This window comes from Paenibacillus favisporus (genome assembly GCF_040545415.1).
GTDB classification, from domain to species: domain Bacteria; phylum Bacillota; class Bacilli; order Paenibacillales; family Paenibacillaceae; genus Paenibacillus_AQ; species Paenibacillus_AQ favisporus.
In genome coordinates, this window is the sequence record NZ_JBEPLV010000002.1 from 870,598 (window position 1) to 897,493 (window position 26,896).

The 26,896-nt window shown below is 54.1% G+C and carries 23 protein-coding genes; 20 read left to right on the forward strand and 3 right to left on the reverse strand.

Annotated features, from left to right (window positions below; all coding sequences use genetic code 11):
- Positions 1–32: 32 nt before the first annotated feature.
- Genes ABID47_RS11950 through ABID47_RS11960 form a run of 3 tightly spaced genes read left to right on the forward strand, consistent with a single transcriptional unit; the run spans position 33 to position 3,395 of the window.
- On the forward strand, positions 33–1,391 hold the full coding sequence (locus ABID47_RS11950; RefSeq protein WP_354496908.1) for an MFS transporter: 1,359 nt from the start codon (positions 33–35) through the stop codon (positions 1,389–1,391).
- A 23-nt stretch (positions 1,392–1,414) separates the two neighbouring features.
- Complete coding sequence (locus tag ABID47_RS11955; protein ID WP_354496910.1) at positions 1,415–2,260, forward strand: sugar phosphate isomerase/epimerase family protein; 846 nt, start codon at positions 1,415–1,417, stop codon at positions 2,258–2,260.
- A gap of 40 nt (positions 2,261–2,300) precedes the next feature.
- Positions 2,301–3,395 (forward strand): Gfo/Idh/MocA family protein, encoded by a 1,095-nt coding sequence (locus ABID47_RS11960; RefSeq protein ID WP_354496912.1) that lies wholly within the window; start codon positions 2,301–2,303, stop codon positions 3,393–3,395.
- Positions 3,396–3,469: 74 nt separating this feature from the next.
- Here the strand turns inward: ABID47_RS11960 and ABID47_RS11965 are convergent, their stop codons facing one another.
- Complete coding sequence (locus tag ABID47_RS11965; protein WP_354496914.1) at positions 3,470–4,240, reverse strand: SDR family NAD(P)-dependent oxidoreductase; 771 nt, start codon at positions 4,238–4,240, stop codon at positions 3,470–3,472.
- A gap of 149 nt (positions 4,241–4,389) precedes the next feature.
- On the opposite strand from ABID47_RS11965, the gene ABID47_RS11970 reads away from it, so the two are divergent.
- From ABID47_RS11970 to ABID47_RS11980, 3 genes are all read left to right on the forward strand, one after another.
- Positions 4,390–4,974: a TetR family transcriptional regulator gene (locus tag ABID47_RS11970; protein ID WP_076168866.1), complete on the forward strand. Its 585-nt coding sequence runs from the start codon at positions 4,390–4,392 to the stop codon at positions 4,972–4,974.
- 54 nt (positions 4,975–5,028) lie between these two features.
- The gene (locus ABID47_RS11975; RefSeq protein WP_354496916.1) at positions 5,029–5,673 is read left to right on the forward strand and encodes an alpha/beta fold hydrolase; all 645 of its coding nucleotides are present in this window, start codon (positions 5,029–5,031) and stop codon (positions 5,671–5,673) included.
- Positions 5,674–5,821: 148 nt separating this feature from the next.
- Positions 5,822–6,274, forward strand: coding sequence for an SRPBCC family protein (locus ABID47_RS11980; RefSeq protein WP_354496918.1), 453 nt, complete (start codon positions 5,822–5,824; stop codon positions 6,272–6,274).
- Positions 6,275–6,387: 113 nt separating this feature from the next.
- Here ABID47_RS11980 and ABID47_RS11985 read toward each other — a convergent pair whose 3' ends face one another.
- Positions 6,388–7,041 carry a cell wall hydrolase gene (locus ABID47_RS11985; RefSeq protein WP_435530608.1) on the reverse strand — a complete coding sequence of 218 codons (654 nt, stop codon included), beginning with the start codon at positions 7,039–7,041 and terminating at the stop codon, positions 6,388–6,390.
- A gap of 277 nt (positions 7,042–7,318) precedes the next feature.
- Between ABID47_RS11985 and ABID47_RS11990 the strand changes: the two genes are divergently transcribed.
- From ABID47_RS11990 to ABID47_RS12040, 11 genes are all read left to right on the forward strand, one after another.
- Complete coding sequence (locus ABID47_RS11990) at positions 7,319–9,571, forward strand: helix-turn-helix domain-containing protein (RefSeq protein WP_354496922.1); 2,253 nt, start codon at positions 7,319–7,321, stop codon at positions 9,569–9,571.
- Positions 9,572–9,830: 259 nt separating this feature from the next.
- Positions 9,831–10,805: an ABC transporter permease gene (locus ABID47_RS11995; RefSeq protein WP_084203793.1), complete on the forward strand. Its 975-nt coding sequence runs from the start codon at positions 9,831–9,833 to the stop codon at positions 10,803–10,805.
- Positions 10,799–11,713, forward strand: coding sequence for a carbohydrate ABC transporter permease (locus ABID47_RS12000; protein ID WP_435530609.1), 915 nt, complete (start codon positions 10,799–10,801; stop codon positions 11,711–11,713). The genes ABID47_RS11995 and ABID47_RS12000 overlap by 7 nt, the downstream gene beginning before the upstream one ends.
- Positions 11,714–11,801: 88 nt before the next feature.
- Positions 11,802–13,466, forward strand: a complete 1,665-nt coding sequence (locus ABID47_RS12005) for an ABC transporter substrate-binding protein (RefSeq protein WP_435530610.1) — start codon at positions 11,802–11,804, stop codon at positions 13,464–13,466.
- A 102-nt stretch (positions 13,467–13,568) separates the two neighbouring features.
- Positions 13,569–14,996 carry an alpha-L-fucosidase gene (locus ABID47_RS12010; RefSeq protein ID WP_354496927.1) on the forward strand — a complete coding sequence of 476 codons (1,428 nt, stop codon included), beginning with the start codon at positions 13,569–13,571 and terminating at the stop codon, positions 14,994–14,996.
- A 188-nt stretch (positions 14,997–15,184) separates the two neighbouring features.
- Complete coding sequence (locus tag ABID47_RS12015; RefSeq protein WP_076168852.1) at positions 15,185–15,973, forward strand: helix-turn-helix domain-containing protein; 789 nt, start codon at positions 15,185–15,187, stop codon at positions 15,971–15,973.
- Positions 15,974–16,145: 172 nt separating this feature from the next.
- On the forward strand, positions 16,146–17,090 hold the full coding sequence (locus ABID47_RS12020) for a carbohydrate ABC transporter permease (protein ID WP_251674181.1): 945 nt from the start codon (positions 16,146–16,148) through the stop codon (positions 17,088–17,090).
- Positions 17,091–17,112: 22 nt separating this feature from the next.
- Complete coding sequence (locus tag ABID47_RS12025) at positions 17,113–18,495, forward strand: ABC transporter substrate-binding protein (RefSeq protein ID WP_354496930.1); 1,383 nt, start codon at positions 17,113–17,115, stop codon at positions 18,493–18,495.
- 81 nt (positions 18,496–18,576) lie between these two features.
- On the forward strand, positions 18,577–19,446 hold the full coding sequence (locus ABID47_RS12030) for a carbohydrate ABC transporter permease (protein ID WP_354496932.1): 870 nt from the start codon (positions 18,577–18,579) through the stop codon (positions 19,444–19,446).
- Between the two features lie 58 nt (positions 19,447–19,504).
- On the forward strand, positions 19,505–20,827 hold the full coding sequence (gene melA, locus ABID47_RS12035) for an alpha-galactosidase (protein WP_354496934.1): 1,323 nt from the start codon (positions 19,505–19,507) through the stop codon (positions 20,825–20,827).
- Between the two features lie 69 nt (positions 20,828–20,896).
- On the forward strand, positions 20,897–21,508 hold the full coding sequence (locus ABID47_RS12040; protein WP_354496936.1) for a DL-endopeptidase inhibitor IseA family protein: 612 nt from the start codon (positions 20,897–20,899) through the stop codon (positions 21,506–21,508).
- 285 nt (positions 21,509–21,793) lie between these two features.
- Here the strand turns inward: ABID47_RS12040 and ABID47_RS12045 are convergent, their stop codons facing one another.
- On the reverse strand, positions 21,794–22,183 hold the full coding sequence (locus ABID47_RS12045) for a hypothetical protein (protein WP_354496938.1): 390 nt from the start codon (positions 22,181–22,183) through the stop codon (positions 21,794–21,796).
- Between the two features lie 399 nt (positions 22,184–22,582).
- Here ABID47_RS12045 and ABID47_RS12050 point away from each other — a divergent pair, with 399 nt between their 5' ends.
- Genes ABID47_RS12050 through ABID47_RS12060 form a run of 3 tightly spaced genes read left to right on the forward strand, consistent with a single transcriptional unit; the run spans position 22,583 to position 26,716 of the window.
- A complete protein-coding gene (locus ABID47_RS12050; protein ID WP_354496940.1) occupies positions 22,583–23,590 on the forward strand; it encodes a substrate-binding domain-containing protein in 1,008 nt (335 codons plus the stop codon).
- Positions 23,580–25,502, forward strand: a complete 1,923-nt coding sequence (locus tag ABID47_RS12055) for a cache domain-containing sensor histidine kinase (RefSeq protein ID WP_354496942.1) — start codon at positions 23,580–23,582, stop codon at positions 25,500–25,502. The genes ABID47_RS12050 and ABID47_RS12055 overlap by 11 nt, the downstream gene beginning before the upstream one ends.
- Positions 25,502–26,716 (forward strand): response regulator, encoded by a 1,215-nt coding sequence (locus ABID47_RS12060; RefSeq protein ID WP_354496944.1) that lies wholly within the window; start codon positions 25,502–25,504, stop codon positions 26,714–26,716. Before ABID47_RS12055 ends, ABID47_RS12060 begins: the two co-directional genes overlap by 1 nt.
- Positions 26,717–26,896: the final 180 nt, after the last annotated feature.

Consider the following 26,896-nt stretch of genomic DNA (forward strand, 5'->3'; position numbering starts at 1 on the left):
GCATTGTAAAACACAAAAAGTGGTGATGAGACATGGCTCAAGCGGCGGGAAAGCTGTCCTTAAGCGAAAAAATCAGTTACGGCTTTGGAGATTTGGCGTCCAACTTCGTCTGGGGGATGACGACAAGCTATCTGCTCTACTTTTACACGAATGTGTACGGCCTGGCCGCCACGGCCATCGGCACCTTGTTTCTGATTACAAGAATTCTTGACGCGGTGATCGACCCGGTGATCGGGGTCATGATCGACAAGACCAGCAGCCGGTTCGGCAAGGCGCGGCCGTTCATTCTCTTTTTGACGATCCCGTTCGCGATCTTCAGCGTCTTAACGTTCATTACGCCGGATTGGTCGGAAGGCGGGAAGCTGATCTACGCCTATTTGACCTACCTGATTCTTGGGATCCTGTATTCCGGTGTCAACCTTCCTTACGGCGCACTGATGCCGATGATGACCAAGGATCCGGAGGAGAAAAACCAGCTCAGCAGCTTCCGGATCATGGGGATGGCCATTGGGGCTATCGCGGTATCGGCGCTCACCAACCCGCTGGTGAAATGGATCGGCGGCGGGAATGACCGCTTGGGGTTCCCGGTTACGATGGGCATTTTCACAGTCGTCGCCGTCGTGATGTTTTATGTGGTGTTTCTCAAATGTAAAGAACGGTTCTCGGAGAGCGCCGAGAAAACCAAAGAGTTTAACACGCTCACATCGGCCAAGCATATGTTTGGCAATCAGCCTTGGGTGATGATCGCCCTGAACTCCCTCTTCATGTTTCTGCGGATCGGCGTCGTGTTCGGCGTGCTGGTGTATTTCGTTCAGTACGTTCTGGGCCAGCCCGAAATGATCCCGCTGTACCTGACACTCGCGAATGTCGCCAACTTTGCCGGAGGCGCACTCGCCCCGTTTGTACTCAGAAAGCTTGGTAAGCGTAACGGCAGCATCTTGGCCTTGACCGGCGCCGTGCTGCTGTACGGATTGCTGTTTTTCCTGGAGAGCAGTCCGCCATTTCTGTATCTCGTCATTTTCTTTATTGCCAACATAGGCATCGGCATTAACAGTCCGGCCAACTTCTCCATGCTCGCCGATACGGTGGATTACCATGAATGGAAGTTCGGCCACCGGTCCGAAGGCATGCTGTATTCGGCTTACAGCTTCGCCACCAAGTTCGGCATTGCCGTCGGCGGCTCCGTTGTCGCTTATGCACTTGGTTTCGCCGGATATGATCCCGATGCGGTTACGCCGCAGGCGACCGATATGATCCGCGTCCTGTTCTACCTGGGACCGATCCTGCTCACCATTCTGCAAATCGGTTGTCTGGTGCTGTATAAGCTGGACAAGGAGCATAAGCAGATTGTTCAAGATTTGGACCTGCGCACATCGTCGGTCAAAGCCTAAATTTTATAGAGGAGTGATTTCACATGATTCAAATTCCAGTCGGTCTGCAGCTGTTTTCGGTACGGGAAGCGCTGGCTAAAGATTTCGCCGGGACGCTGCAAAGCATAGCGGATATCGGATACAAAAACATCGAGTTCGCGTTTCATAACATCCGGGAAGACGGCACATTCGAGGTCGACTACACGGCGGCGGAGCTGAAGGCCATGATGGACAAGCTGGGCCTGCAGGTGGTCACGAGCCACGTGGCCTATCATCCGAATCTGGATCTGGATGCGGTCATCCGCTATAACGCGGAGATCGGAAGCAAGGGCATCGTTATGCCATGCGCCTTTTTCCGTGACCGGGAGGATGCGGTGGAATTGGCCAAATGGCTCAATGCGTCCGGACGCAAGTCCAAAGAAGCAGGTATCCAGTTCTACTTCCATAACCATTTTCATGAGTTCCAGCAGTTTGACGGCCGGACCATTATGGACATTCTGCTGGAGCATACCGATCCGGAGCTGGTTCAGATTGAATTCGACACGTTCTGGGCGCTGCGCGGCGGCGTGGATCCGATCGCTTTTATGGACAAGTACGGCAGCCGGATCGGGCTTCTTCACCAGAAGGACCTTGCCCCGTCGGCCAATCCGGTGAATCTGCTGGAGAAGGTTTCTGGGCATTTAACGGATGAAGTGGTGTTCACAGCCGCGAACCAGGAGGATTTCACCGAGATCGGCGCAGGCGTCATGGACATTCCGTCAATTCTGAAAAAAGCGGAAGAGCTCGGAACGGTTCAATACATTATCGTGGAGCAGGATCAGACCGTAAAAGGCGAGCTGGCCAGCGTTAAGGAAAGCTTCGACAACATCCAGCGGCTGCTGGCACAGTAAGGCAGAACTTCGGATAGACAACCAACCGGGAGGGAACCAGATGACTACTTTGAAAATCGGCATTATCGGATGCGGCGGGATCGCCAAGGGCAAGCATTTGCCCGCGCTGGCCAAGCAGCGGCACAAGGCGGAAATGACGGCATTTTGCGACATCGAGCTGGATCGCGCGGAGCTTGCGGCCAAGGAGTATGGAACGGAAGAAGCCAAGGTATATACGGATTACAAGGAGCTGCTCAAGGACCCGTCGATCGACGTGGTGCATGTGCTTACCCCGAACAGCACGCATGCCGTCATTACAGTCGCCGCGCTGGAAGCCGGCAAGCATGTCATGTGCGAAAAACCGATGGCGATGAATACCGCCGAGGCGCAGCAAATGCTGGATGCGGCAAAACGCACGGGCAAAAAACTGACGATCGGCTACCAGAACCGGTTCCGTTCGGATTCGAGTGCGCTGTATGCGGCATGTGAACAAGGGGATCTTGGCGAGGTTTATTTTGCGAAGGCGCATGCCATCCGCAGACGCGGCGTTCCGACATGGGGCGTGTTTATGGATATCGAAAAGCAGGGCGGCGGCCCGTTGATCGACATCGGCACGCATGCCTTGGATCTGGCCCTGTGGACCATGGACAATTATAAGCCGAAGCTCGTCGTCGGGTCCGCGTTCCATAAGCTGAAGGATAAGATGGACGGCAACATGTTCGGTCCGTGGAATCCGGAGGAGTTCAAGGTGGAGGATTCGGCCTTTGGCTTCATTAAGATGGAAAATGGAGCGACGATTACGCTGGAAGCTTCGTGGGCGCTGAACATGATCAACGCGAAAGAAGCGCAGGTCACCCTGTGCGGTACCGAGGGAGGGGCCGAAATGTTCGGCGACGCCTGGGATAACAAGGGCACGGTGACGTTTAACCATACCCGGTATGGGCAGCTGGTCGAAACGAGCACTTCTGTAGGGGGCGGCATCGCCTTTTATGAAGGAGAATCGCTGAACGCCGGCGAACTGGAGGCGAAGCAGTGGATCGATGCCATTCTGGAGGATCGGGAGCCGCTGGTTAAGCCGGAGCAGGCGCTTGTGGTGACGCAGATTCTCGAGGCCATCTACAAATCGTCGGAAACCGGCAATGCGGTCGCATTGTAATCATCTATATATATGAAGAGAACTGCCTGTTCCCCGTGATGTGGACAGGCAGTTCTTCGTTTCGGGCAGGGACGTCAGATTAACATGCCTCCGGAAACCTCGATCCGCTGCGCGTTCACCCAGCGGTTGTCTTCGGAGAGGAGGGAAGCAATCATCGGCCCGATGTCATCCGGAAGTCCGGCGCGTCCAAGCGCCGTCATGCCGGCGATCTGCTGATTCAGCTCGGCGTTGTCACGCACCATGCCGCCGCTGAAGTCGGTCGCGATCGCTCCGGGTGCGACCGTATTGACGGCGATACGGCGTTCGCCCAGCTCCTTGGCCAGGTACCGGGTAAGCACCTCAACCGCGCCCTTCATCGAGGCATAAGCGGCGCTTCCCGGGATGGTCATGCGTGTCAGCCCCGAGGAGATGTTGACGATGCGCCCGCCATCATTGATGAGGGGAAGCAGCTTTTGCGTCAGGAAAAAGACGCCCTTAAAGTGGACGTTGTACAGCTGGTCCAGTTCTTCTTCGGTTGTCTGCTCGATGGAGTTGTGATGCGAGGTTCCGGCATTGTTAACCAGGTAATCGAACCGCTTCGCCCCAAGCTCTGCTAAAACTTGCCGGACGTTCTGGACGAAACCGTCAAAGGAAGAGGTGTCTGCCGTGTTCAGCTGCAGGGCGACAGCTTCCCGCCCCAGATTCCGGACGGACTGGACGACTTGCTGCGCTTCGGCTTCATTGGTGTGATAGGTAAAGATCGAATCAACGCCGCGCTTGGCAAGCTGAAGAATCGTATTGCGGCCCAGACCGCGGCTTCCGCCGGTCACGAGTGCGATTTTTCGATCAGAGATTTGTACAGTCATTCAAAGGACCTTCTTTCCATTGATTTTTCCAGTGATCAGGTTTACTAACTAACTGGTTAGTTCATAATATATAACTAACTAACCGGTTTGTCAATGGCTTGAAAATCGTGATATAGTAAATCCTATGCAAAAACACGGGAGGAACCACTATGCGTAACGCCGAAGCTACGAAAGAGAAAATACTGGAGGCGGCCATGGCCGAGTTCTCCGCCTACGGAATTGCCGGCGCCCGGGTGGACCGGATCGCCAAGATGGCGAAGTGCAACAAGAACATGATCTATATTTATTTTGAAAATAAAGAGCAGCTCTTCTCGACCGTGCTGGAAATGCATTTGACGAGAGTGTACGAGGAGTTTGCCTTTACACCGGAAGATCTTCCCGGGTATGCCGCGCGGGTTTTTGATTTTATGATGGCCAATCCCGACCTGATGCGGCTGATGACATGGTTTACGCTGGAGCAGAAGACGGAGCAGCTGGATCAGAGGAAGGAAGCCCATAACCGCAAGATTGCGGAGCTGGCGAAAGCACAGGAGGCCGGGCACATCGGAACGGATTTTTCCCCGGCGTTTCTTCTGACCAGCATCATGGTTCTTGCCACGGCCTGGATGCCGACCAACCCGTTTGGTCCATCGATCGATCCGGCTAGTAGCGGCAAAACCGATGAGCTGCGGGAAGCGATCATGAGGGCAGTCGGACGGTTGGCAGGCGAACCTGCATCTAAGGAAAATCGCTGATCCAGGAAAAAAGGGAACTCTCATTAGATATGTCTGAAAAGGGAGGTTTTTTGGATGAAGATCATGGCAGACTGCGTGCAGGGCTATAAAGACAGGAAAATATCTTATACCTTATTGTCTAAAGCAGAATCCAACTCCAGCGGCTTGGCGATCATTTTTCCGGGACAGGGGTACACCGCACAGGCACCTCTTTTGTACTACTCCATGGGGATTTATCTGAACCAAAACTACGACGTGCTGCAGGTGAACTATCAGTATAATGATCCGTTCTACCGGGAGTTCGGCTTTGATGAGATGGCCGAAGCGATCCGCACCGATGTCGGCGCCGTAATCGACCATGCACTGCAGAACGCATCCTACGACGACTACATTCTGATCGGCAAGTCCATTGGAACGATTGCGCTTGGGTTTGAGGTGCAGCGTGATCTGTTCCGAAAGGCCAAGGTCATCTGGTTTACTCCCCTGCTGGGCAGAGATTTTGTCTGGAACGCGATGATGCACAGTAAGCAGAGAAGCCTATGCTTCATCGGCGACAACGACAGCTGCTATATCGAGGAGAGATTTCAGCAGCTTCGGGCAAATCCGAATCTGCTGCTGCGCTTGATCCCCGGCGTGAATCACGGCCTGGAATACGAAACCGATCTTTTTGCGTCGATGGACGTGTTAAAACAGGTGATGAAGGAAGTCGAAGCATTTTAGTTCGGTATTTCGTTCAAGCCCGCTCCAAGAGCGGGTTTTTTGTTTGCTTAAAAAAGTGGCTTGCACCTTACGCGGCGTCACCTTTTATAATGGGCCTACCGGTAAAAAATAGGCGCCTAAAAAATTGAGCCTGTAGGAGGACATCGGCATGACGATCGGTAAGAACGAAATTATTTCCACACGGGCGTTCGACGCACCGCAGCACCTTGTGTATCAGGCCTGGACGACCCCGGATTTATTGGCCCGCTGGTGGGGGCCTCACGGGTTCACGAATACGTTCCATGAAATCGACATCACGCCGGGCGGAGCCTGGAAATTCACCATGCACGGACCGGATGGCCGGGATTATCCAAACGAGAGCGTTTTTGTAGAAATTGTCCCTATGGAGCGGGTCGTTCTGGAACATCTCTCCGAGCCCCAGTTCCGCGTTACCGCGACGTTTGAAGAAGAAAAGGGTCGGACTAAAGTTGTTTTTCGCCAGACGTTCAAAAAGGAAAAGCAGTTTGAGCAGATCAAACAAATGTGCATCAACGGCAATGAGGAAAATTTCGACCGGTTCGGCCAACTGCTGGAGGAAATGAAGACCGGCACCGCGGGTTAAGCGCAGCTTAAGGGGAGCGGGATGTGACATTCAAGGCAGGTGGCATTCCCGATGTTACTGCCGTAATAAAAAAGGCCCAGGGGCATGATCCCTTGGGCCTATGTACGTTGAAATCAAATGGCAAATACATGACGTCCGATATTTACGGTACGGGCTCGCGTCCAAATCCACTTGTTCGTTGCCGTTTTCGGGTTATAGTAGTAGAGCGAGTTATGGGTCGGGTCCCATCCGCGCACGGCGTCGATGGCGGCACGGTAGGCGGTCCGGTTCGGCTTCATGCCGTACTGGCCGTCGCTGACGGCGGTGAATGCGTTCTTCTGAAAAACGACGCCTTGAATCGTGTCCGGGAACTCGTCCGACTGAATCCGGTTCATGATGACGGCACCGACGGCTACCTGTCCTTTATAGGACTCGCCGCGGGCTTCAGCGTAAATGATTTTCGCCATAATCTCCATATCGTTTTTGCTTAAGGTGTACTTCCGGAGCTGTCTCCATGTAGCTGGACCGACCGTGCCATCCGCAGCGGCGCCGTACTCCCTCTGGAATTCCTTGACGCTGGCTTCCGTGCCGGGGCCGTATTTTCCGTCAAGCGCACCGTCATAGAGACCGAGCACCTGCAGCCGGTACTGTAAATCAGAAACTTTGGGATCCTCGCTCCCTAATTTAAGGACGGGAGCCGCTTCGGCATGATCAGTCTTCCACGCGAAGCTTTGAATGACTAAGAGGACGACGAGGATCGAGGTAACTGCCCATTTTTTGGTTGTCATCGAAATCATCTCCTTCACGAGGCATTATAACGGGAGGAGGACGGACAAGGCAAAGCCATAAACTGGAAAATATGTGGTAAAACCTTGCGGCTCTAAGCGAAATTTTGGAAAATCGGCGGGATTAAAATGATAGTGTGGGGTCGTTTTTTTACACGTTATGCATTTGGAACTAATGAATTCGGGGCCGCGGGATGCTATAATTGAACAAAATTGAAAGCGTTTTACTAGAGTAGGAGACAGGAGCTTTAGGAGCCTTACATAAGGAGTGCAAGAACGGATGGGGAAACGGAATTGGTTTTACCGCCAGCTTTTTTCATATATGCCGGCTTTTTTAATCGTCATTTCGTTTATTTTTTTCGTTTTCTTTCAAATGCTGGGGGATCAGAGCCGCAAGGAAGCCGTAAAAGCCAATGAGACGCTGATGCTGCAGGCGATGAGCTCCATTGACTCTTCCCTGAAAACGATCGAGCAGATGCTGATGACGGAACTGCTGAATAATCCGGATTTGTCGACTTTTTACAAGAGCGGAACCGAAAACGACTATTACCTGAACATCCGCATCGTCAAGTTTATGAATAACTTCAGAAATGCCTATCCCTTGGTGGATTCCATTTATCTCGTCCGGTCCAGCGACGGATTTGTCCTGAGCAATGCGACAAGCTCCAGCCTGGAAGACTATCCGGATGCGCCTTTTATCAAGCCGTATATCGAGCAGGTGAAGAAGGATGAGGGCTGGAGTGGTGTCCGCCCTTTCGAGGAGTTCAGCATCAAAGGGCCGAAGCGGGTCGTGAGCCTTGCGCTCAAGGCGCCTTTCCTGAAGACCGGGCAGGGATTCCTGGTCGTGAACGTAACGGCGGATGGGCTGAGCCAGTTGATCGAAAGTATGTACAGCCGGGATGTCAGCTACATCCATATCATCGACAAATCGGGGGCAGACGTGCTTCCGAACGGTAAATCGGAGCAGGAGCGCAGCATCGTGTCGAGCGCGATTTCGCCCGTGACCGGCTGGGATTACCAAAGCGGACTGATTAACGGAAAATGGGTGGACGTGGCCAGCCAGCTCTATAACGTCTGGTTCATCCTTGGTATCGTTATGATCGCCGCAGGCAGCTTATGGATCGTCTATGCCGCACGGAAAAATTACAAGCCGATCGAAAGGATCGTCACCCAGGTTCAGAAATTATCCCAGACGAAGGCGGCGGCTCTGATGCAGGGCAGCGGCCAGGACGAGTTTACCTTTTTGCAGTCCGCCATTAACCAGATGCTGGAGCAGTCCAACACCTATCAGCGCCAGTTCCGCGAGGATCTGCACGTCAAGAAGGCGTATTTGTTCCAGCAGCTGGTCGAAGGGCAGCATCTTCCGAAATCCGAAGAATGGGAAGCCCTGCGGGACACGATGCAGCTCAACGACCTCGACATGCCGCAGGTCGTGTGCGTCGTGGAAATCGACAAGTTTGCTTCGTTCTGCAGCCAGTTCACCCAGGAGGACCAGTACTTGATGAAGTTCGCCCTGAAGAGCGTCATCCAGGAAACCGCCCAGGAGCACGGGGGAATCGTGTGGACGGAATGGATTTCCGGCGACGGGCTCGGAGTGCTGGTGCAGATCGAGGAGACGGACGATCCCCGCGGCCGGGTCACGGATATGCTGGACCATGCAAGGAGATGGGTGCAGGAGCATTTGAAGCTTACCGTTACGGTCGGTGCGGGGGCGGCAGCCCGGTGCCCGGCGGAAATTCCGGAATCTTACGCCCAAGCCCAGCAGGCTCTGAAATATAAAATGGTTCTCGGCAGCAACCGGATCATTTTCTACGATTCGCTGGCCAAAGAGGATCAGGGAGCCATGTTCGACTATTTTCAGCTGGTCCACTCGATCGCCCAATCGTTCCGGCTCGGCAAGCCGGACTGGAAGGACAAGTATGGCCAATTGATTCAAGGTATCGGGCAGCATCTGCTGAGCCGCGACCATATCGTCAGCCTGGCGGATTATTTGATCTATTCCATTGGGCGGGAAATGGGCAAAATGACGAAGGAATACCAGGAGCTGTGGGAGGAGACCGGGCACCGCCCCCTGCAGCAGGCGCTGCACGCGTCCGATACCTTCGAGCAGGTGGAAGAGAGCTTCATGAAGACGCTGGAACGGTGTTATGAACAGCTGCTGCAAATTCAGGTCACCCGGAATCATTCGGATACGATCCGCAAGGTCCGCGAAACGATGGAGCGGGAATTCGCCAATCCGGATTTGTCGCTTGATTTTCTCAGTGAACGGTTCGATCTTCCCTCCAAAACGCTCAGCAAATTGTTCAAGGAGGAAACCGGGCAGAAGTTCGTGGACTATCTGATCGAGCTTCGGGTCGGCCGCGCGCGGACGCTGCTGGAGAATACGGACCATGCCGTCCAGGAAATCGCCGAAGAGGTCGGGTATGTGAACGTCATTTCGTTTGGTCGGATGTTTAAAAAAATCGTGGGCCTGTCCCCGGGGGAATACCGTGAACACATCACCCGGACAGAGCGGGATTCAGCCGCTCTCTGACAGGCCGTTTGCGCCGGTTCCTCAAGGTGCCGTATCCCGCCGGGACAGATCCCTGCGGGATTTTTTGTGGGTATGGACCAGGCCGGAAAGAAAAAAGTTGCACGGAGAAAAAGGTTTAGCCCTTCAGATTTTTCCTATGGGAACACCGATTCATTAGCATTGCGGAAATAAGTTGACCGGGCGAAAGTTGTATATTGAACGCATCCGTGCCGTGCCGATAACATGAAGGCAACCCAAGCGCAAAGGAGAGTCGGCAGGTATGGAAGCAACTAGCAGCAAGGCGGCTTCGCCGCATCCCCCCGGATTGGCCGCCCGCCGAAAGAGGGCGGGGTCACAGGCCGGCCGGAAAATCAGGAAGCACTGGCAGTTTTATTTGCTCGTCTTTCTCCCTCTGCTTTATATCGTCATTTTCAAGTACGTGCCGATGTTCGGCGTCATCATCGCATTTAAAGAGTACAACGTCGTACAGGGCATTCTCGGCAGCCCGTGGGCCGGGCTGAAGTACTTCAAGCAGCTGTTCGATACCCCGTTCTTCTGGCAGTACTTTAAGAACACGCTCGAAATTTCGCTGTACGGCATGGCGATCGGATTTCCGGCGCCGATCATTCTGGCGCTGGCGCTGAACGAAATTCGCAACGGCCTGTTCAAGAAATCGGTCCAAATGATTACCTATGCCCCTTACTTCATATCAACGGTCGTGATCGTCTCGATTCTGATCGTCAACTTGTCGCCAAACGTCGGGCTCCTCAGCAACATCTTCAGGTCGCTCGGGATGGAGCCGATCGATTTTATGGGCAAGGCGGGGTACTTCAAAACGATTTACGTCCTCTCGGATGTGTGGCAGTTCACCGGCTACGGGGCCATCATTTATATCGCGGCGCTGTCCGGGGTCAATCCCGATTTATACGAGGCTGCCAAGGTGGACGGAGCTTCCCGGTTTCAGAAAATTGTCCATATCGACCTTCCCAGCCTCGTTCCGGTCATCGTCATTATGCTCATTCTGAACCTGGGACAGATCATGGGACTGGGCTTCGAGAAGATCTACTTAATGCAAAATCCGCTGAACCTGAACACGTCGGAGGTCATTTCGACTTACGTCTACAAGATCGGCCTGCTGGGCGCCAATTTCAGCTTCTCGGCCGCGATCGGGCTGTTCAACTCGGTCATTAACTTTGTGCTGCTGATCCTTGTCAATTTCATCGCCAAAAAGATCTCGTCCAACAGTTTATGGTAGGAGGTGCGAAAAGCGTGCAATCAACGAAAATACGCGAAGCGGTAGCGGACCGGCTGTTTCTGGGCCTCGTCTATCTGTTTTTATCGCTGGTGCTGATCGTCATTTTATTTCCATTGCTGCATGTGCTGAGCGCATCTTTCAGCTCGCCGGCGGCGGTGACGTCCGGGAAGGTGTGGCTCTGGCCCGTGAATTTCAGCCTGGTCGGCTACAAGGCGGTGTTCCAAAATTCCGATATTTTGATCGGATTCGGCAATTCGCTTTTTTATTCGGTCGTGGGTACGCTCATTAACGTTTCGTTCACGGTGATGCTGGCCTATCCGCTGGCACGCAAAACGTTTTACGGCCGCGGGCTGATTATGGTGGTGATCGTGTTTACGATGTTTTTCGACGGCGGGCTGATTCCGAACTATCTGCTCGTCAAATCCCTGGGTATGGTCAATACGAGATGGGCTATGATCATCCCCGGCGCGCTGGCCGTATTTCAGGTCATTATCGCCAGGACGTTCTTCCAGTCGCTTCCCGACGAGCTGGCCGAGGCCGCTGAAATGGACGGGTGCAGTGACATGAGATTTTTTCTGCAGGTCGTACTGCCGTTATCCAAGCCCATCCTTGCGGTATTGTTCCTGATGTATGCCATCGGGCATTGGAACGCTTACTTTAATGCACTCATTTACCTGAAAGACAACAGCATGTTCCCTCTGCAAATCTTCCTGCGGAACATTCTCATCCTGAACTCGGAAAATTCCGACATGATGACCAATGTGAACAGCCTGCTCGTGCAGCAGGGGCTGAAGGATTTGCTGAAATATTCGCTCATCGTCGTCTCCAGCGCGCCGGTGCTGATCATTTATCCGTTTGTCCAGAAGCATTTTGTTAAAGGAGTCATGATCGGATCGCTGAAGGGATGATGGCGGTGGACGGAATTACGCAAGGGGGGTGTGACCGGGTTAACGCTGCAGGATGTTTTGAAGTGGTCATTTGTAAGGGGGCATGGATATGAGCCATTCAAGCAAAGGAGGAATTTCTTTGAAAAAACGGGCATTTATCGGCTTAAGCGTATTGTTGGTATTATCCCTTCTGCTGTCGGCATGCGGAGGCTCCAAGCAGGAGCAGAATGACGCAGGGGCTGCCGCCTCGGATCCCAGTAAACCGGTGGAGCTGTCGGTATTCGCGCCGCAGCAGGCGGGGATCGAAAACATGGACGTTAACAAGTTCTCCAAGTACATCGAGGACAAGCTCGGCATCAAGTTTAATTGGAGCACGGTGCCGGACGCCGGCTTCAGCGACAAAAAGCTGCTGCTTCTGGCGAGCGGCGACTACCCGGCTGTCATTATGAACGCGGGCATATCCAAAGCGGACCAAATCAAATACGGCCAGCAGGGAGCCTTCATCCCGCTGAACGATCTGATCGACCAGTACGCCCCCAACATTAAAAAGGCGATGGAGGACGTGTCTTACCTGAAGCAGGGCATGGTCGCCCCGGACGGCAAAATTTACGCGCTGCCGAAGCTGAACGAATGTCTGCACTGTACCTATGGGCAGCGGATGTGGATCAATACTTCCTGGCTGGAGAAGCTGGGCCTGTCGATGCCGACGACGACCGATGAGTTTTACAACGTGCTGAAAGCCTTTAAGGAGAAAGACCCAAACGGCAACGGCAAAGCCGACGAAATTCCGTTCACGACCTCGTCCGACGGCGTATGGGGAGGCGGTGTGGATTCGTTCCTGATGAACGCTTTTATCTATGACAACACCTCGGATTACTTAAGCATCAAAGACGGCCAGGTCATCTATTCACCGGCGCAGCCCGAATGGAAGGAAGGCCTGAAGTATTTGAGGAAGCTGTTTGCCGAAGGCTTGATGGATAAAGCCGTTTTTACGCAGAACAATGATGCGGTGAAGCAGCTGGCCAACAAGCCGGACGCCGCCGTGGGCACTGTAGGTTACGCGCTGCTTAGCAGTGCCTTCAGCGTGGACGACTCGAACCCGAGACATAAAGATTACGACGTCGTTCCGCCGCTGAAAGGACCAAACGGAGTCCAGCTGACAGGCTACAGCATTGGCGCGGGCGACGGATCGTTTGTGATCACGAACAAGGCGACGAAAGAGGAGCAGGTCGCTGCCATCAAACTGGCGGACTACCTCTGGTCCGAAGAAGGAACGGTCATGACCTCCTGGGGCTTTGAAGGGGAAGGCTGGAAAAAAGCCGACAGCGGCAAGCTGGATTACAACGGCAAACCGGCGAAGTATGATGTGGTTCCGAAGGCTCCGTCCGCGAACGGGGAAACGACGCTGGACAATTTCTGGTGGCAGCTTGGCACGATGCAGATGCTCAACTCCATCCGCGAATCCTTTGCCGCTCCAAGCGATCCGCTGGGCAACGGTGCCTATGAATACCGCTTATGGCTGGCCGCCAAAAAATACGAGCCTTTCGCCAAGCCGGAAGTCGTCTATCCTGCGGATACATTCATTGACCCGGCGGACGCCATGACGGTTGCGCAAATGCAGAAGTCGCTGACCGATTATGTGAAGTCGAGCCTGGCGCAGTTCGTGACGGGCAACAAAGACATCGACAAGGACTGGGACAGCTACATCGCCGGCTTCAAAGGATTGCAGCTGGATCAATACTTGGCAATCTACCAAAAAGCGTTAAAGAAATAAAGGACGGCAGCCGGATATCTGAGGTGTAAAGCAGGTATCCGGCTTTTACAAGGAGAACAAGGTAGGCATACCTGTAATCAAAACCAGGATGGAGGGCATTTCATGATGGTAACGACCGAAAGGATCCGCTACGCCGCACAGGTTCAGCCCACCGAACGGCAGCTGGCCGTGCAGGAGATGGAGTTCTACGCGTTCATTCATTTTACGGTCAATACGTTTACGGACCGGGAGTGGGGGGACGGGAAGGAGGATCCGGCTATCTTTAATCCGGCGGAGCTGGATGCCGGCCAATGGGTGGCGGCAATCAAGTCAGCCGGGATGAAAGGGCTGATTCTGACCTGCAAGCACCACGATGGTTTCTGCCTCTGGCCGAGCCGGTATACGGAGCACTCGGTCAAGAACAGCCCGTGGAAGGACGGGCAGGGCGATGTGGTCCGGGAAGTGTCGGAGGCGTGCCGGAGGGAAGGGATCCGCTTCGGCATTTACCTGTCCCCCTGGGACCGGCATGAGCCTACATACGGCGATTCGCCGGCGTATAACGAATATTTTACCAATCAGCTGAGAGAGCTGCTGACCAATTACGGCGACGTGTTTTGCGTCTGGTTCGACGGCGCCTGCGGCGAAGGGCCGAACGGCAAGCGCCAGGTGTACGACTGGGACGCTTACTACGCGCTGATTCGCGAGCTGCAGCCGGAGGCGGCGATTTCGGTCTGCGGTCCGGATATCCGCTGGTGCGGCAACGAAGCCGGCCACTGCCGGGAATCGGAGTGGAGCGTCGTGCCTGCGTCGCTGCGGGATAACGAGAAGATCCAGGCGAAATCGCAGCAGGAGGACGATCCGGCGTTTGCCCGGAGCTACCGGTCGGAGGACGAGGACCTGGGCAGCCGGGCGGTCATCGAGCACGAGCAGGATTTGGTCTGGTACCCGGCGGAGGTCAACACGTCGATCCGTCCGGGCTGGTTCTACCACGCCTCCGAAGATGACAAGGTCAAATCGCTGGATGAGCTGATGAACGTATATTATGGATCGGTCGGCGGCAACGCGACGTTCCTTCTTAACCTTCCGCCGGACCGGCGCGGCCTCATTCATGAGCGGGACGTCCAGCGCCTGCAGGAGCTGGGGGACCGGATCCGCAGCACGTTTGGTACCGACTTGGCTGAAGGTGCCGCGGTGGAGGCATCCGTCCAGGCAGAAGGCCATCAGGCGAACCAAGTCCTAGACGGACAACCGGACACATACTGGGCGCCGCCCGAAGGCACGGAGCAGGCTTCACTCACGCTGGATCTGCAGAGGGAGACCGCCTTTGACCACGTCGTGCTGCAAGAATACCGGTACAGCCAGCGGGTCGAGCGCTTTGAGGTCGAATATCTGGATGGGGACACGTGGAAAACAGCTTACACGGGTACGGTGATCGGCCACAAGCGGATCTGCCGTTTTCCCGCCGTCAAGAGCCGTTATATCCGGCTACAAATCCAGGAGTCCCGGTGGTGTCCGCAGATTTCCTCCATTCGGATCTATCTGCAGCCATAGAGCGGAACAATTATAGCTTCTTTTCAATCGTATACTATGCACACTTATTAAACTCCTCGCTGAGGCGGGCCCGTATAGGGTCTGTCCATCGGGGAGTTTTTTTGCGGTTATCCGACATTCCCGCCTCAGTATAATGTTAATGAACTTCGAACCAACAATTTCAAATTATGGAAGGTGGGATATTCGTATTGGATAGATCTTCACTGTACACCGATCTCGTAACGTACCCTTCCGGATGGAAAATGGGCACGCATGTGCATCCCCATTTCGAAATCTGCGTGGTCACTTTCGGACGAGGTGTGTTCTATGCTGAAGACCAGGTCTTTTCGATTCAGGAGGGGGACGTCATCCTGATCACCCCCGGCGTACCCCACGACTACAGCTCCGTTACACCGATCCGCTTCGCCGTCCTGCAGGTTGACCATTTGTCGCATGAGCTCGAACGGTTATTTTTTCAAATGACGAATGAAGAATCGCTGCACCTGTTTCCCCTGGCCCATTATGCATTGGAGCGCTTTGAGAAGTTGTTCAGCGTGTGGCTCCACATGACCTCCGTCCGCCCGAATCAGCTGTTTAACCGGTTGTTAAAAACATGGGTCGAGTTATTTATGCTGTTTTTATTGGACCGCATCGAACAACAGGATTCCAGAATTACCTTGGACGCCATTGCCGAGTATATCCGCACCAATCTGGACAAAGAAATGAGGGTGACCGATCTGGCGCGGATGATCCGCATGTCGGAGAGCGGGCTGCGCTCCTGTTTTAAAAAGACTTACGGTCTCTCACCCAAGCAATATCTGCAGCAGTACCGGATGTCCGAGGCCAAAATGCTGCTTACCTTCTCCGACAAGACGGTTCAGCAAATCGCGAGCGGGGTCGGATTCCCCAATATTCATGCCTTCTCCGCCTGGTTTCAAAAACAGACGGGGATGTCTCCCACCGCCTGGAGGAAAGAGCAGCGAAGAAGGGGCGGGTGAGAAGTCGAAGGCTGTCTTCGGAAAATGTTCAGCGATAATCGTAAAACTTGTGATGTTTTTTATAAATACAGCGAAGGCGTCCCTTTATAAAATAGGCTTGCACGTTTAAGAAAACGCTGTCAAAGGAGGGGGAATCTGCTAAATCCGCAAAAATCGGCTAGGAGGTGTCTGCTTGTCCCGTTCAAGTGCAGAGGTTCGGCCGTCTGTTCAGGTCCGTTCGTCCAAGGGAACCATGAGCAAAATCGCAAAAGTGAATCTTCGGAACGGTCTGCTGTTCGTTTCACCCTGGCTGGCAGGGTTTGCCGCCTTTTCGCTGCTGCCGTTCCTGCTATCCCTGTACTACAGCTTTACGACCTACGATGTGGTCAGTTCGCCCGTATGGGTAGGGTTGGATAATTTTGTGCAGTTATTCAAAGACCCGTTATTCTGGAAATCGATTACCAACACGATGTACTATACGTTATTTTCGGTTCCGCTCGGCATCGTCTTCGGCGTGGCTCTGGCGCTGCTGCTGAACATGAAGGTTAAGGGAATGGCTTTGTACCGGACGATTTTTTACCTGCCCAGCATCGTTCCGGTTGTGGCGTCTTCCGTACTGTGGCTTTGGCTTTTCGACCCGCAGTTCGGACTGATCAACGGTCTGCTGGATGCCATCGGCATCGCAGGTCCCGGGTGGCTGGTCGACCCGGCATGGTCGAAACCTGCCCTGATCGTGATGGGGCTGTGGGGCGTCGGCGGCGCGATGATCATCTATCTCGCAGGGCTGCAGGATATTCCGCAGGAAATGTACGAGTCGGCGCAGATCGACGGGGCGGTATGGTGGCAAAAAATCGTCTATATTACACTGCCGATGCTGAGTCCGGTCATTTTCTTCAATTTAATTATGGGCCTGATCGGTTCCTTTCAGTATTTTACGCAGGCCTACATTATTACGTCCGGCGGACCCAACGATTCTACGCTGTTCTATTCGCTGTATCTGTACAAGAACGCCTTTTCTTACTTCCATATGGGGTATGCCTCGGCTATGGCATGGATTTTGTTCCTGCTGATTATGGCCGTCACGCTGCTGGTATTTAAGAGCTCGGCACGCTGGGTTTTCTACGGCGGGGAAAGGTAAAACGATATCGGAGGTGCATGGAATGAAGTCAACGCTCAAACCGTTCTTATCGATGGTGCTGATCATGCTGATGCTTGCCGGCCTAATAGCATGTTCCTCACCGGGTACTCCGGCGGCCGGGCAGGATGGCAAGAAGGAAGATACGTCCGCCCCGTCTTCCGATTCCGGGAAGAAAGGCGACGGAAAAGCCGTAGAAGTTACATATTGGCATATGTGGACGAGTGACTGGAAGAAGCTGATCGACAGCCTGGTCGATGAGTTCAATCAGACGCATCCCGGCATTCACGTGACCGCGCTCTCCATTACCGGCGATGCCAACGCCAAATTTTTGACGGCACAGGCCGGCGGGGATCCGCCCGATGTCATGACGCAATGGAACCAGATCATTCCCTCGTGGGCGGAAAAGGGAGCCATCGCTTCACTGGACCCGTACATCCAGGCCGACGCGCCGGATTTGGGCGAGTGGATGTACCCTACGGTAAAGGAAATCGGAACTTACAAGGGAAAAATGTATGCGATCCCATTTTCGATGAATACGCTGGCGATGTATTACAACAAGGATATTTTGAAAGAGGAAGGGTTCGATCCGGAAAAACCGCCCACCACGATCCAGGAGCTGGATGCAATGCAGGACAAATTGTGGAAACTGGATAAACGCGGATTCATCCAGCGGGTCGGCTATATGCCGAGCGGGCTTACCCAGTGGAGCACCGCTTTCGGCGGAAAATGGGCGGATGAGGACGGCAAGCCGACGGCAACCGATCCGAACAACCTGGCCACATTGGAATGGTTTCAGTCTTACGCGAAAAAATACGATCCGACCAAAGTCGCCGCTTTTAACAAAAGCATGTCATCCAACGTGAACTCGGCGTGGTCTTTCCTCAGCGGCAAGCAGGTGTTCGCGATGGACGGCATGTGGAGGCTGGAGGACCTGAAAAATTATGCACCGGACCTTCAGTACGGCGTCATGACGCTGCCCTACCCGAAAGGAACCGGAAAACCGGACGCGACCTGGGTCAATGGAAACTTTAACATCATTCCGGAAAAAGCCAAGCATCCGAAAGAGGCGTGGGAATTCATCCTGTGGCTGACCGGCTACCATAACGAAGATTGGGCGGCGCAAATGCTGACCAAGGGCGGATGGATCCCGCCATCGCCAAAGATTACAGAGAAGCAGGCTTACCAGGACTTCATGAATGAAATTCCGGCCAGAAAAACGTTCGTCGATCTGCTCGGCAGCCCCAATGCGAAGATCACACCTGTCATTCCGGTGCAGCAGTATTATTGGGACCGGGCGGCAAAAGCCGAAGAGTCCGTCATGACGGGAAACAAGGATCCGAAGCAGGCCTTAGAAAACTTGCAGAAAGAAGTCGAAGAAGAGATCGCCAAAGCCGGAGGCAAATAACGGATAAGGGCAGGGAGGAAAGGAATCCAAATCGGTTACCCCTTCCTCCTGCCTTCATAACCGTGAAAGGAGAGGCCCAAGATGCTTGAAATCAAGACTCAGTCTACGACGAAATTAAGCAGAACAAAGAAAGACGTGTTTCAACAGCTGATCGCCCATGTTTGCTTGATCTTGCTGGGCATCACCTTTCTTTTTCCTTTTGTCTGGATGCTGTCCACCGCGCTCAAACCGGAGGCGCAAATTTTCAAATGGCCGCCGGAGTGGATTCCGGATCAGTTCCTATGGTCGAACTTTCCGGAGGCGCTGACGTTTGTCCCGTTCGGTACTTACGTCCTCAATACGTTAACGATTTGCATCTGGGCAATGGTCGGCACCTGCGTTTCCTCCGCCCTCGTGGCTTACGGGTTTGCCAAAATTCAATGGCCGGGACGGAACGTACTGTTCATGATTATGCTCAGCACAATGATGCTGCCTTCCCAGGTCACGATGATTCCGATTTTCGTCATTTTCAAAAAGATCGGCTGGGTGGGAAGCTACAAACCGCTCATTATCCCGGCATTTTTAGGCGGTGCGTTTTTTATTTTTCTGCTGAGGCAGTTTTTTCTGACGATTCCGCAGGAATTATCCGAGGCGGCCAAGATCGACGGCTGTTCGGAATTCCGGACCTTCTGGCAGATCATCCTCCCGCTCGCCCGTCCGGCATTCGCCACGGTGGCGTTATTTACGTTCATGAACAACTGGAATGACTTCATGGGACCGTTAATTTATTTGAGCGACGAGAAAATGTACACCGTATCGCTTGGGTTGCAGCAGTTTATCGGTCAGTACGGGACGCGCTGGGGGATGCTGATGGCGGCTTCCACCGTTGCGACGCTGCCTATAATCATTTTGTTCTTTTTTGCCCAAAAGACCTTTATTCAGGGGATTTCGACGACAGGCATCAAAGGCTGACAGCTGACTGGCCGGGGTTCTGGCCGCACGCAGCTTGATCAAAGGGAGGAATTCGGCAGTGAAGAAGATCGTATTTATCGGGGCAGGCAGTCTCGTGTTCACGAAAAACCTCGTTCGCGACCTGCTTACATTCCCTGCACTCGCTGACAGCATCATCGCTTTGGTTGACATTGACGAGGAGCGCCTCGGATTTGCGAAGAAGACGGTGGAGAAAATCATTTCGGCCGGAGGCTATCCGGCGAAAGTCCAGGCGCATACCGACAGGATCAGAGCGCTCGACGGGGCGGACGGGGTCGTCTGCACGATCTTGGCTGGAAGCCTGGACGTATGGCGGAAAGACATCGAGATTCCGAAACAATACGGCGTAGATATTAATGTCGGAGATACGCGCGGGCCATCCGGCATATTCAGGGCGCTCCGCACGATTCCGGTGATGCTGGACATATGCCGCGATATCGAGCGGTACTGTCCGCAGGCGGTATTTCTGAATTATACGAACCCGATGGCGATGCTGTGCAGGGCGATGCAGAGCGAAACAAACGTGACCGTGACAGGTCTGTGCCACAGCGTGCAGGGAACGGCATCGATGCTGGCCAGGTGGATCGGGGCGCCTAATGAGGAGATCACGTATCTCTGCGCAGGCATCAATCATCAGGCGTTCTACCTGGATTTTCGCTGGAACGGCCAAGACGCGTATCCGCTCATCCGGGAGGCGATGAATCATCCGGATATTTACAACGAGGAGCAGGTCCGAAATGAAATGTTCCTTCATCTGGATTATTACGTCACGGAATCCAGCGGCCATAACTCTGAATACAATGCCTGGTTCCGAAAGCGGCCGGATTTGATTGAAAAGTACTGCACGAACGGCACGGGCTGGAATCCCGGTGAATACGCGTATATTATCAAAGGCTACGAACAGAGGCAGGGCAGCTGGAAGGAACAGATGCGGCGCTGGATGGAAGAGCCTGTCGATTTAATCCGGGGCGAAGAGTACGCCGCGTATATCTTTAACGCTACGATCGGGGACGGTACCCTGTTTAAATTTAACGGCAACGTCCGTAATCATGGCCTGATCGATAATTTGCCGGACGGCTGCTGCGTTGAGGTCCCGGTATTGGCTTCGAAAAAAGGGCTGGAGCCGATTCATGTGGGAGCCCTGCCGGATCAGCTGGCGGCCCTGACCAATATAAGCGCCCGCTGCGAAGAGATGGCTGTGGAAGGCGCGCTTACGGGCGATCCGCGGAAAGTATTCCATGCGGTATGCTTCGATCCGCTGACTTCCGCGGTCCTCAGCCTGGCTGAGATCAAATCGATGGTTGATGAGATGTTTGAAGCCAATCGCGAATATTTGCCGCAGTTTAAACATTTCAGATCATAGCTTATCGTTTCCTGGATGAAACTTTTTCCATCCTAATTTCGTTTAACAGGGTGGAGGCGATAATACAAGATGAAACTTAATCGAAAAATTGGATTTACATTAGCAACCGGTTTGATGGGAGCAAGCCTGCTGGCCGCTGCGGCCGGAGCGGCTCCGGCGGGGAGCGTGACTGCTCCGGCGCAGGTGCCGGCACAAACGGTAGAGAAGGTTGTCGTGACCGACGCGACCAAGATCAGCAAGCTGAACCATACCAGCGTGACGCCATTAATCATAGAAGCCGAAAAACGGTATTTTTATGCCCTGGGCGGCGGCAAGGGATTAGGGGACACATTCGAGGTCGGTGGCCGGCAGTACCGGTACTTATCCGATGATATCGGAACCCGGGAGAAGCTGATGAACTATTTGAATTCCGTATATACGGAAAAGGCAGCTGCCTATTTTGTGGACAAATATTTCATTTCTCATGATGGTCGTTTGGCCCAGCTGAACGCCGACGGCGGCAACATTCTGGAGTTCGACAAGGCGACGGCCAAACTGCTCAGCATGACGGATACGCAGCGCGTGTATAAGCTGAGCGTTCCTTACCCGGAGCATCTTCAGGGTCCGGCATACGTGACGGTCAAGTTTGAGAAAGTCGGGCAATTTTGGAGAGTGGGCACCGCCCCGCATGCGATTTTTTAGTAGGATCCCTGCTTTCGAGGTTCCATATGCATTGAGGGAAGAGGAAACAGACGAAAGACCCTGCCGGGCGCCGGCGGGGTCTTTAACGTTTTTCTTATTAAAAAACCAGCCTGGACAACGTGTCCAGGCTGGTTTACAAATTTCGTTATCAGTTTCCATTTCGTTCGAGCATTCTGTTTCCGTTGGCCGTGGAGAATCATGTTATCCTCCATGTGCGAACGCCGGATCCGTATCGGAGCGCCTGGATGACCGATCAAAACGTTGGACGGTCGTATGTACTTCCAGTTACCCGAATGAAGTATGGACGCTCTGTTCGACGATTTCCCTTAGTTCAGCCTTGTGCGCCGCATATTGATCTGCGCTGATGCTCCCTTTGCGCAGGCGCTCATCCAGCTGACGGGTCAGCTGCGATACTTGCAGGTCGATGATTCTCTCGATGTCGGCTCCTTGATCAGCGGCGATGTCATGCAGGGACTTGCCCTCATACAACGCCTCATACAGTTCCTCGTCGGAGTCCTGATGGAGAGCTTCCAGCAGTTCGTCTTTATCCTTTACGCCGGTAGCGGCCCATTTGGCGGCCGGGCTTGCGCTTGTGATGGAGGCGCTTAACGCGGTGCTTCCAAAGGACATGATCACGACCATCGTTCCGACAATCATCACTCGCTTTATGTTCATGGTTAAAAATCCTCTTTTCATGTATTTTGTTACGGGTCATTTGTGTGAACATGTATGGGGTAAGTGAGATCTTCAGCCTAAAGTCATTATAGACAGCAAACCTGAGGAAAACCTTAAAGATTCTATAACCGTACCTAAAGATTTTACGTGTTGCTTCCCGGATCGGTTTCACTTTAGAGATAAAAAACAACGGAAAGCTCATGAGCTTCCCCCAATATTTATTGGCCATTCCGGTGAAATCAGGGAAGCATCAAGGGTTTGCCGATGGACAGTAAAAGGTGGTGCTGCAGGAGAGTGAATCGGATATTGGCAAGTTCTTGCGCTTCCCAAAAGTTTGCCTTGTGCTATAATGTAACCGATTCCATAGAGTTCAACAGACTGTGACAAGGGGAAACGCAGATGAAGAAGATGATGATGGTTTACCTGGTACTAATCATTGCGTTTGGCGTCTATGTATTTATGTACCGGATGGATGACAAGCGTTCTTCTGCATGGCCTGACGGCGGGCTGCACGGCAGCATCGGGGAGAACTATGTGATGGTGACCTTCCAATCCGGAATGGAATATTGGAAAAATATTGTGAAAGGCTTCGAGGATGGAGGCGACGCCCTCGGCGTGTCCGTCGAATACCACGGAGCCACCCAGTACGACGTGCAGGAGCAGATCACCGTGCTTGAGCAGGTCATTGCCAAAAAGCCTGCTGGCATCGCGCTGTCGGCCATCGATTCCGACGCTTTGACCGCGACGATCAACAAGGCGGTAGATGCAGGCATTCCTGTCGTCCTGTTCGACTCGGATGCCCCGGACAGCAAGGCGTACTCTTTTCTTGCGACCAATAACTACGATGCGGGTGTGGCGGCCGCCGATAAAATGGCGCAAATCGTCGGACGGCAGGGCAAGGTCGGCGTCATCACGCAGTCCGGCCAGCAAAACCACAGCGACCGCACATCAGGGTTCAAGGAAACGATCGCGAGCCGGTATCCGGCCATGTCGGTGGTTGAGGTGAAGGAAGGAAAAGGCGACGCTATGATTGCCAAAGCCGCGGCCGCGGACATGCTGGGCAAGCATCCGGACCTTAAAGGCATTTTCGTGACGGAAGCCAGCGGCGGCACAGGAGCTGCGGATGCGGTGATCGCTGCGAATCGGACCGGGAAGGTGAAGATCATCGGGTTTGATACCAATAAAGAGACGCTGGACCGGATATCCGACGGCACGATTTCAGCGACGATCGCGCAGGGGACGTGGAACATGGGCTACTGGTCGCTGCAGTATTTATTCCATCTTCATCACGGGCTGACCGTTCCCGCACCGACGCTGGGCAACGACGTATCCCCGCTGCCGCCGCGGGTGGATACCGGCATTACGATCGTTACCCGCGAGAATGTGAAGGATTATTATGCGAAATAAACTGCGTAACAATTGGCGGCAGCGTCTGCTGCAGTGGACCCGGTTCGGCGATCTGCCTCTGCGGTACAAGCTGATTATCCTTTTTCTGATGGTAGGCATCCTTCCGTCGATTGCGCTCGGCGCATTGGTCAACTGGACGGTCAACCGAATCGTCGACGGGCAGGTCACGGCGAACACGGTGCAGCTCATCGGCAAAGTCAATCAGACGCTTGATAACGATATCGAAAACTTGCAGAACATTACGTATTTGATCGGCTTTGACCCGGCCATCAACCGGTTCCTGAATGGGCAGATCGCCGCTGAAGGGTCGAGTGTCGCCGGAGGAGTTGCCGGACAAGCGCAGCGCCCGCAGATTAATGACAAAAACGGGGAAGTGTACGCCTTGAAGAAGTATCTGCAGGGCTTCACGACGCTGTATCCGGAAATTGCTGCCATCCTGGTCGTGAACCACAACGGCGATTACATCAGCAACGAAATGTATGCCCGGACGCCGGCCAATCTGACCCGGGATTCGTGGTATGAGGAGGCTGCGGGACACGAAGGGATTTTTACAGTGCTGGGGCATCCTTCTGAGCGAAACGTCACAACGCATGTGCATTATGCCAACGATGAGCTGATCTCGGTCGTGCGGTCCTTTGTCGATCCGGATACGCGTAAAGTCACCGGAGCCGTGCTGATCGACTTGAAGCTGCGGGCGGTGGCCAGCACAGTCCGGAACGTCACCCTCGGTAAAAACGGGTATTTGATGGTAACCGATGCCGGCGGCTCGGCCATTTACACCCCGGATGAACCGTTGGTTCGGGACATTCCTTCATCCTGGATTCCCCGGGAAGACAGCGGCATGTTCAGGCATGAGGTCAATGGCAGGTGGCTGCAGTTTATTTACGGCACCTCGTCTTTTACAGGCTGGCGGACCATCGGCGTATTCGACAGCGGCGAAGCGGTCCGCGAAGTGCGGGAGATCCGCTTCTACGTGATCTGCTTCCTGTTTGTCGTCTGCATGTTCGGCCTGACGGCCTCGTATACGCTGTCGCAGTCCGTGTCCCGGCCGATCCGCCAGCTGATGGCCTTTATGCAGAAGGCCGAATCCGGGGATTTGACGATCCGGTATTGGGGCGGAAGGCAGGACGAGGTTGGTATGCTGGGACGCAGCTTTAACCGGATGCTTGCCGAAATCCGCAAGCTGCTGAAGCTGAGCGAGCTTCGGGAACGGCAGAAGCGCGAAGCCGAGCTGCGCAGCCTGCAGGCGCATATCAAGCCGCATTTTTTATACAATACCCTGGATACGATTCATTGGATGGCTAAGAAAAAAGGGGCCGACGATGTGTCCGATATGGTAGAGTCGCTGTCCAGGCTGTTCCGGATCGGGCTCAGCAAAGGGGATGACATCATTCCGATGACCGACGAATGGACGCATATCTCCAGCTATTTGCAGATTCAGAAGACGCGCTACCGGGACCGGCTCACCTATGAGCTGGATCTGCCCAAAGAAGCGGAAGGGCTGTACGTTCTAAAGCTTGTACTTCAGCCAATCGTTGAAAACGCCATCTATCACGGCATTAAGGCACGCCGAGGCCCGGGCATCATACGGGTATCCGCTGTGGTGGAGGGCGGCGTCCTGCGACTCATTGTTAAGGACAACGGGGCGGGGATGTCCCAGGAGCGGCTAGATGCGCTCCGCCGCCAGCTTCAAGATCCTTTGGCGGCCATGGATCATCCACCGGAAGAAGGCGGACCGGCCAGCCGCAGCTACGGCATGCTGAACGTCCAGGCGCGGCTTGCGCTGACTTTTGGGGAAAAATACGGAATTAGCATCGAGAGTACGGAAGGCACGGGCACGAGCGTGATGATCGAGCATCCGCTGCTGCATACGGTCCCGGCGCAACGTGTACAAGATGGGAGAGATCGTTAATGAAGAAGCGATATCAGGTACTGATTGCGGACGATGAACCGATTATCCGGGAAGGCATCATGGATTCGGTGGATTGGGAGGCGCTTGGCATGGAGGTCGCCGGCGAAGCGGAGGACGGGGAGGAAGCGCTTGAGTTCGCCCTGCGCGAAGCGGTCGACATCGTTCTGGTCGACATGAACATGCCGATCATGGACGGCTTGACCCTGATGAAGCGGCTGAAGGCTGAACGCCCGGCGTGCCGGTTTGTCATCATTACCGGGCATGACGAATTTGCCTACGCGCAGGAAGCGATCCGCCTCGGCGTCAAGGATTATATTTTGAAGCCGGTCAACAGCGGCCATTTGCAAGAGGTGCTGCAGAGCGTCAAGCAGGAGCTCGATGAGCAGCAGGTGCAGAGCCACTATTTGAAGCAGGCCTCGGAGCAGATTGAGCGGAACATCCCGCTCCTGCGGCAGCGCTTCTGCCAGGAGTGGATTCAAGGTCTGGTGGATGACGGTAATGCGCTTGAGCAGCTGGAATTTCTCGGCCTGCCTTCCGGTTTCCCGGTAGAGCTGGGGATCGTCAGATGGCCGGAGACAGCCTCAAACCAGACGCTGATGAAAGAGAGCGAGAGACAGCTGTATTTGTTCGCGATCGAGAACATCGTCTCGGAGCTGCTGCAGCATACGCCCCATCAGGTATTCCGGGAGCATACGGAATTGATCGGCATCTGCTTGTGGAATAACGCGCCGCTGGAAATGGCCGCGAATATTGAATCGGCGGTGCAGCAATATTTGAAAATCACCGTCCACTGCCAGATCGGGGCGGTGCCGGAAGGCCCGGGTGCTATGGCGGCTGCGTACGATGCCTGCCGGGAGGCGGTGTTCCGGGACGCGCAGCTGTCCCCGCTGGTGCGGCGGGCCCGGCAGCTCATCCACGACAATTACGACCGGCCCGAACTTACGCTGGAGTCGTTTGCGGAGAGCCTGCAGGTATCGCCGGTTTATTTGAGCCGGATGCTGAAAAAGGAGCTGGGGACTTCCTTCGTCGGCTTCCTGACACAGACGAGGATCCGCAAAGCGATCCAGCTGCTGAACGCGACGAACCTGACCATCTACGAAATTGCCGAGCAGGTCGGCTACGACAGCCAGCATTACTTCAGCACAGCGTTCAAGAAGGTAATGGGCGTCTCTCCCAACCGGTACCGGCGCGGCGACGCGTATCAGGAAGTGTAGGGCCCGGGAGGAGCAGGTAGCATCATTATAAACCTAACGACCGACGACCGAAATTTTTCGGTCGTTTTTTATTTGCCCTTATAGCCATCCCCCACGTCTTGCCCTGGCATGACCCTCCGGCAACGATCCCAACAAAGGTTTGAAATTTATAAAAAAGGTTCGATCCGTGGAAAGACCCCG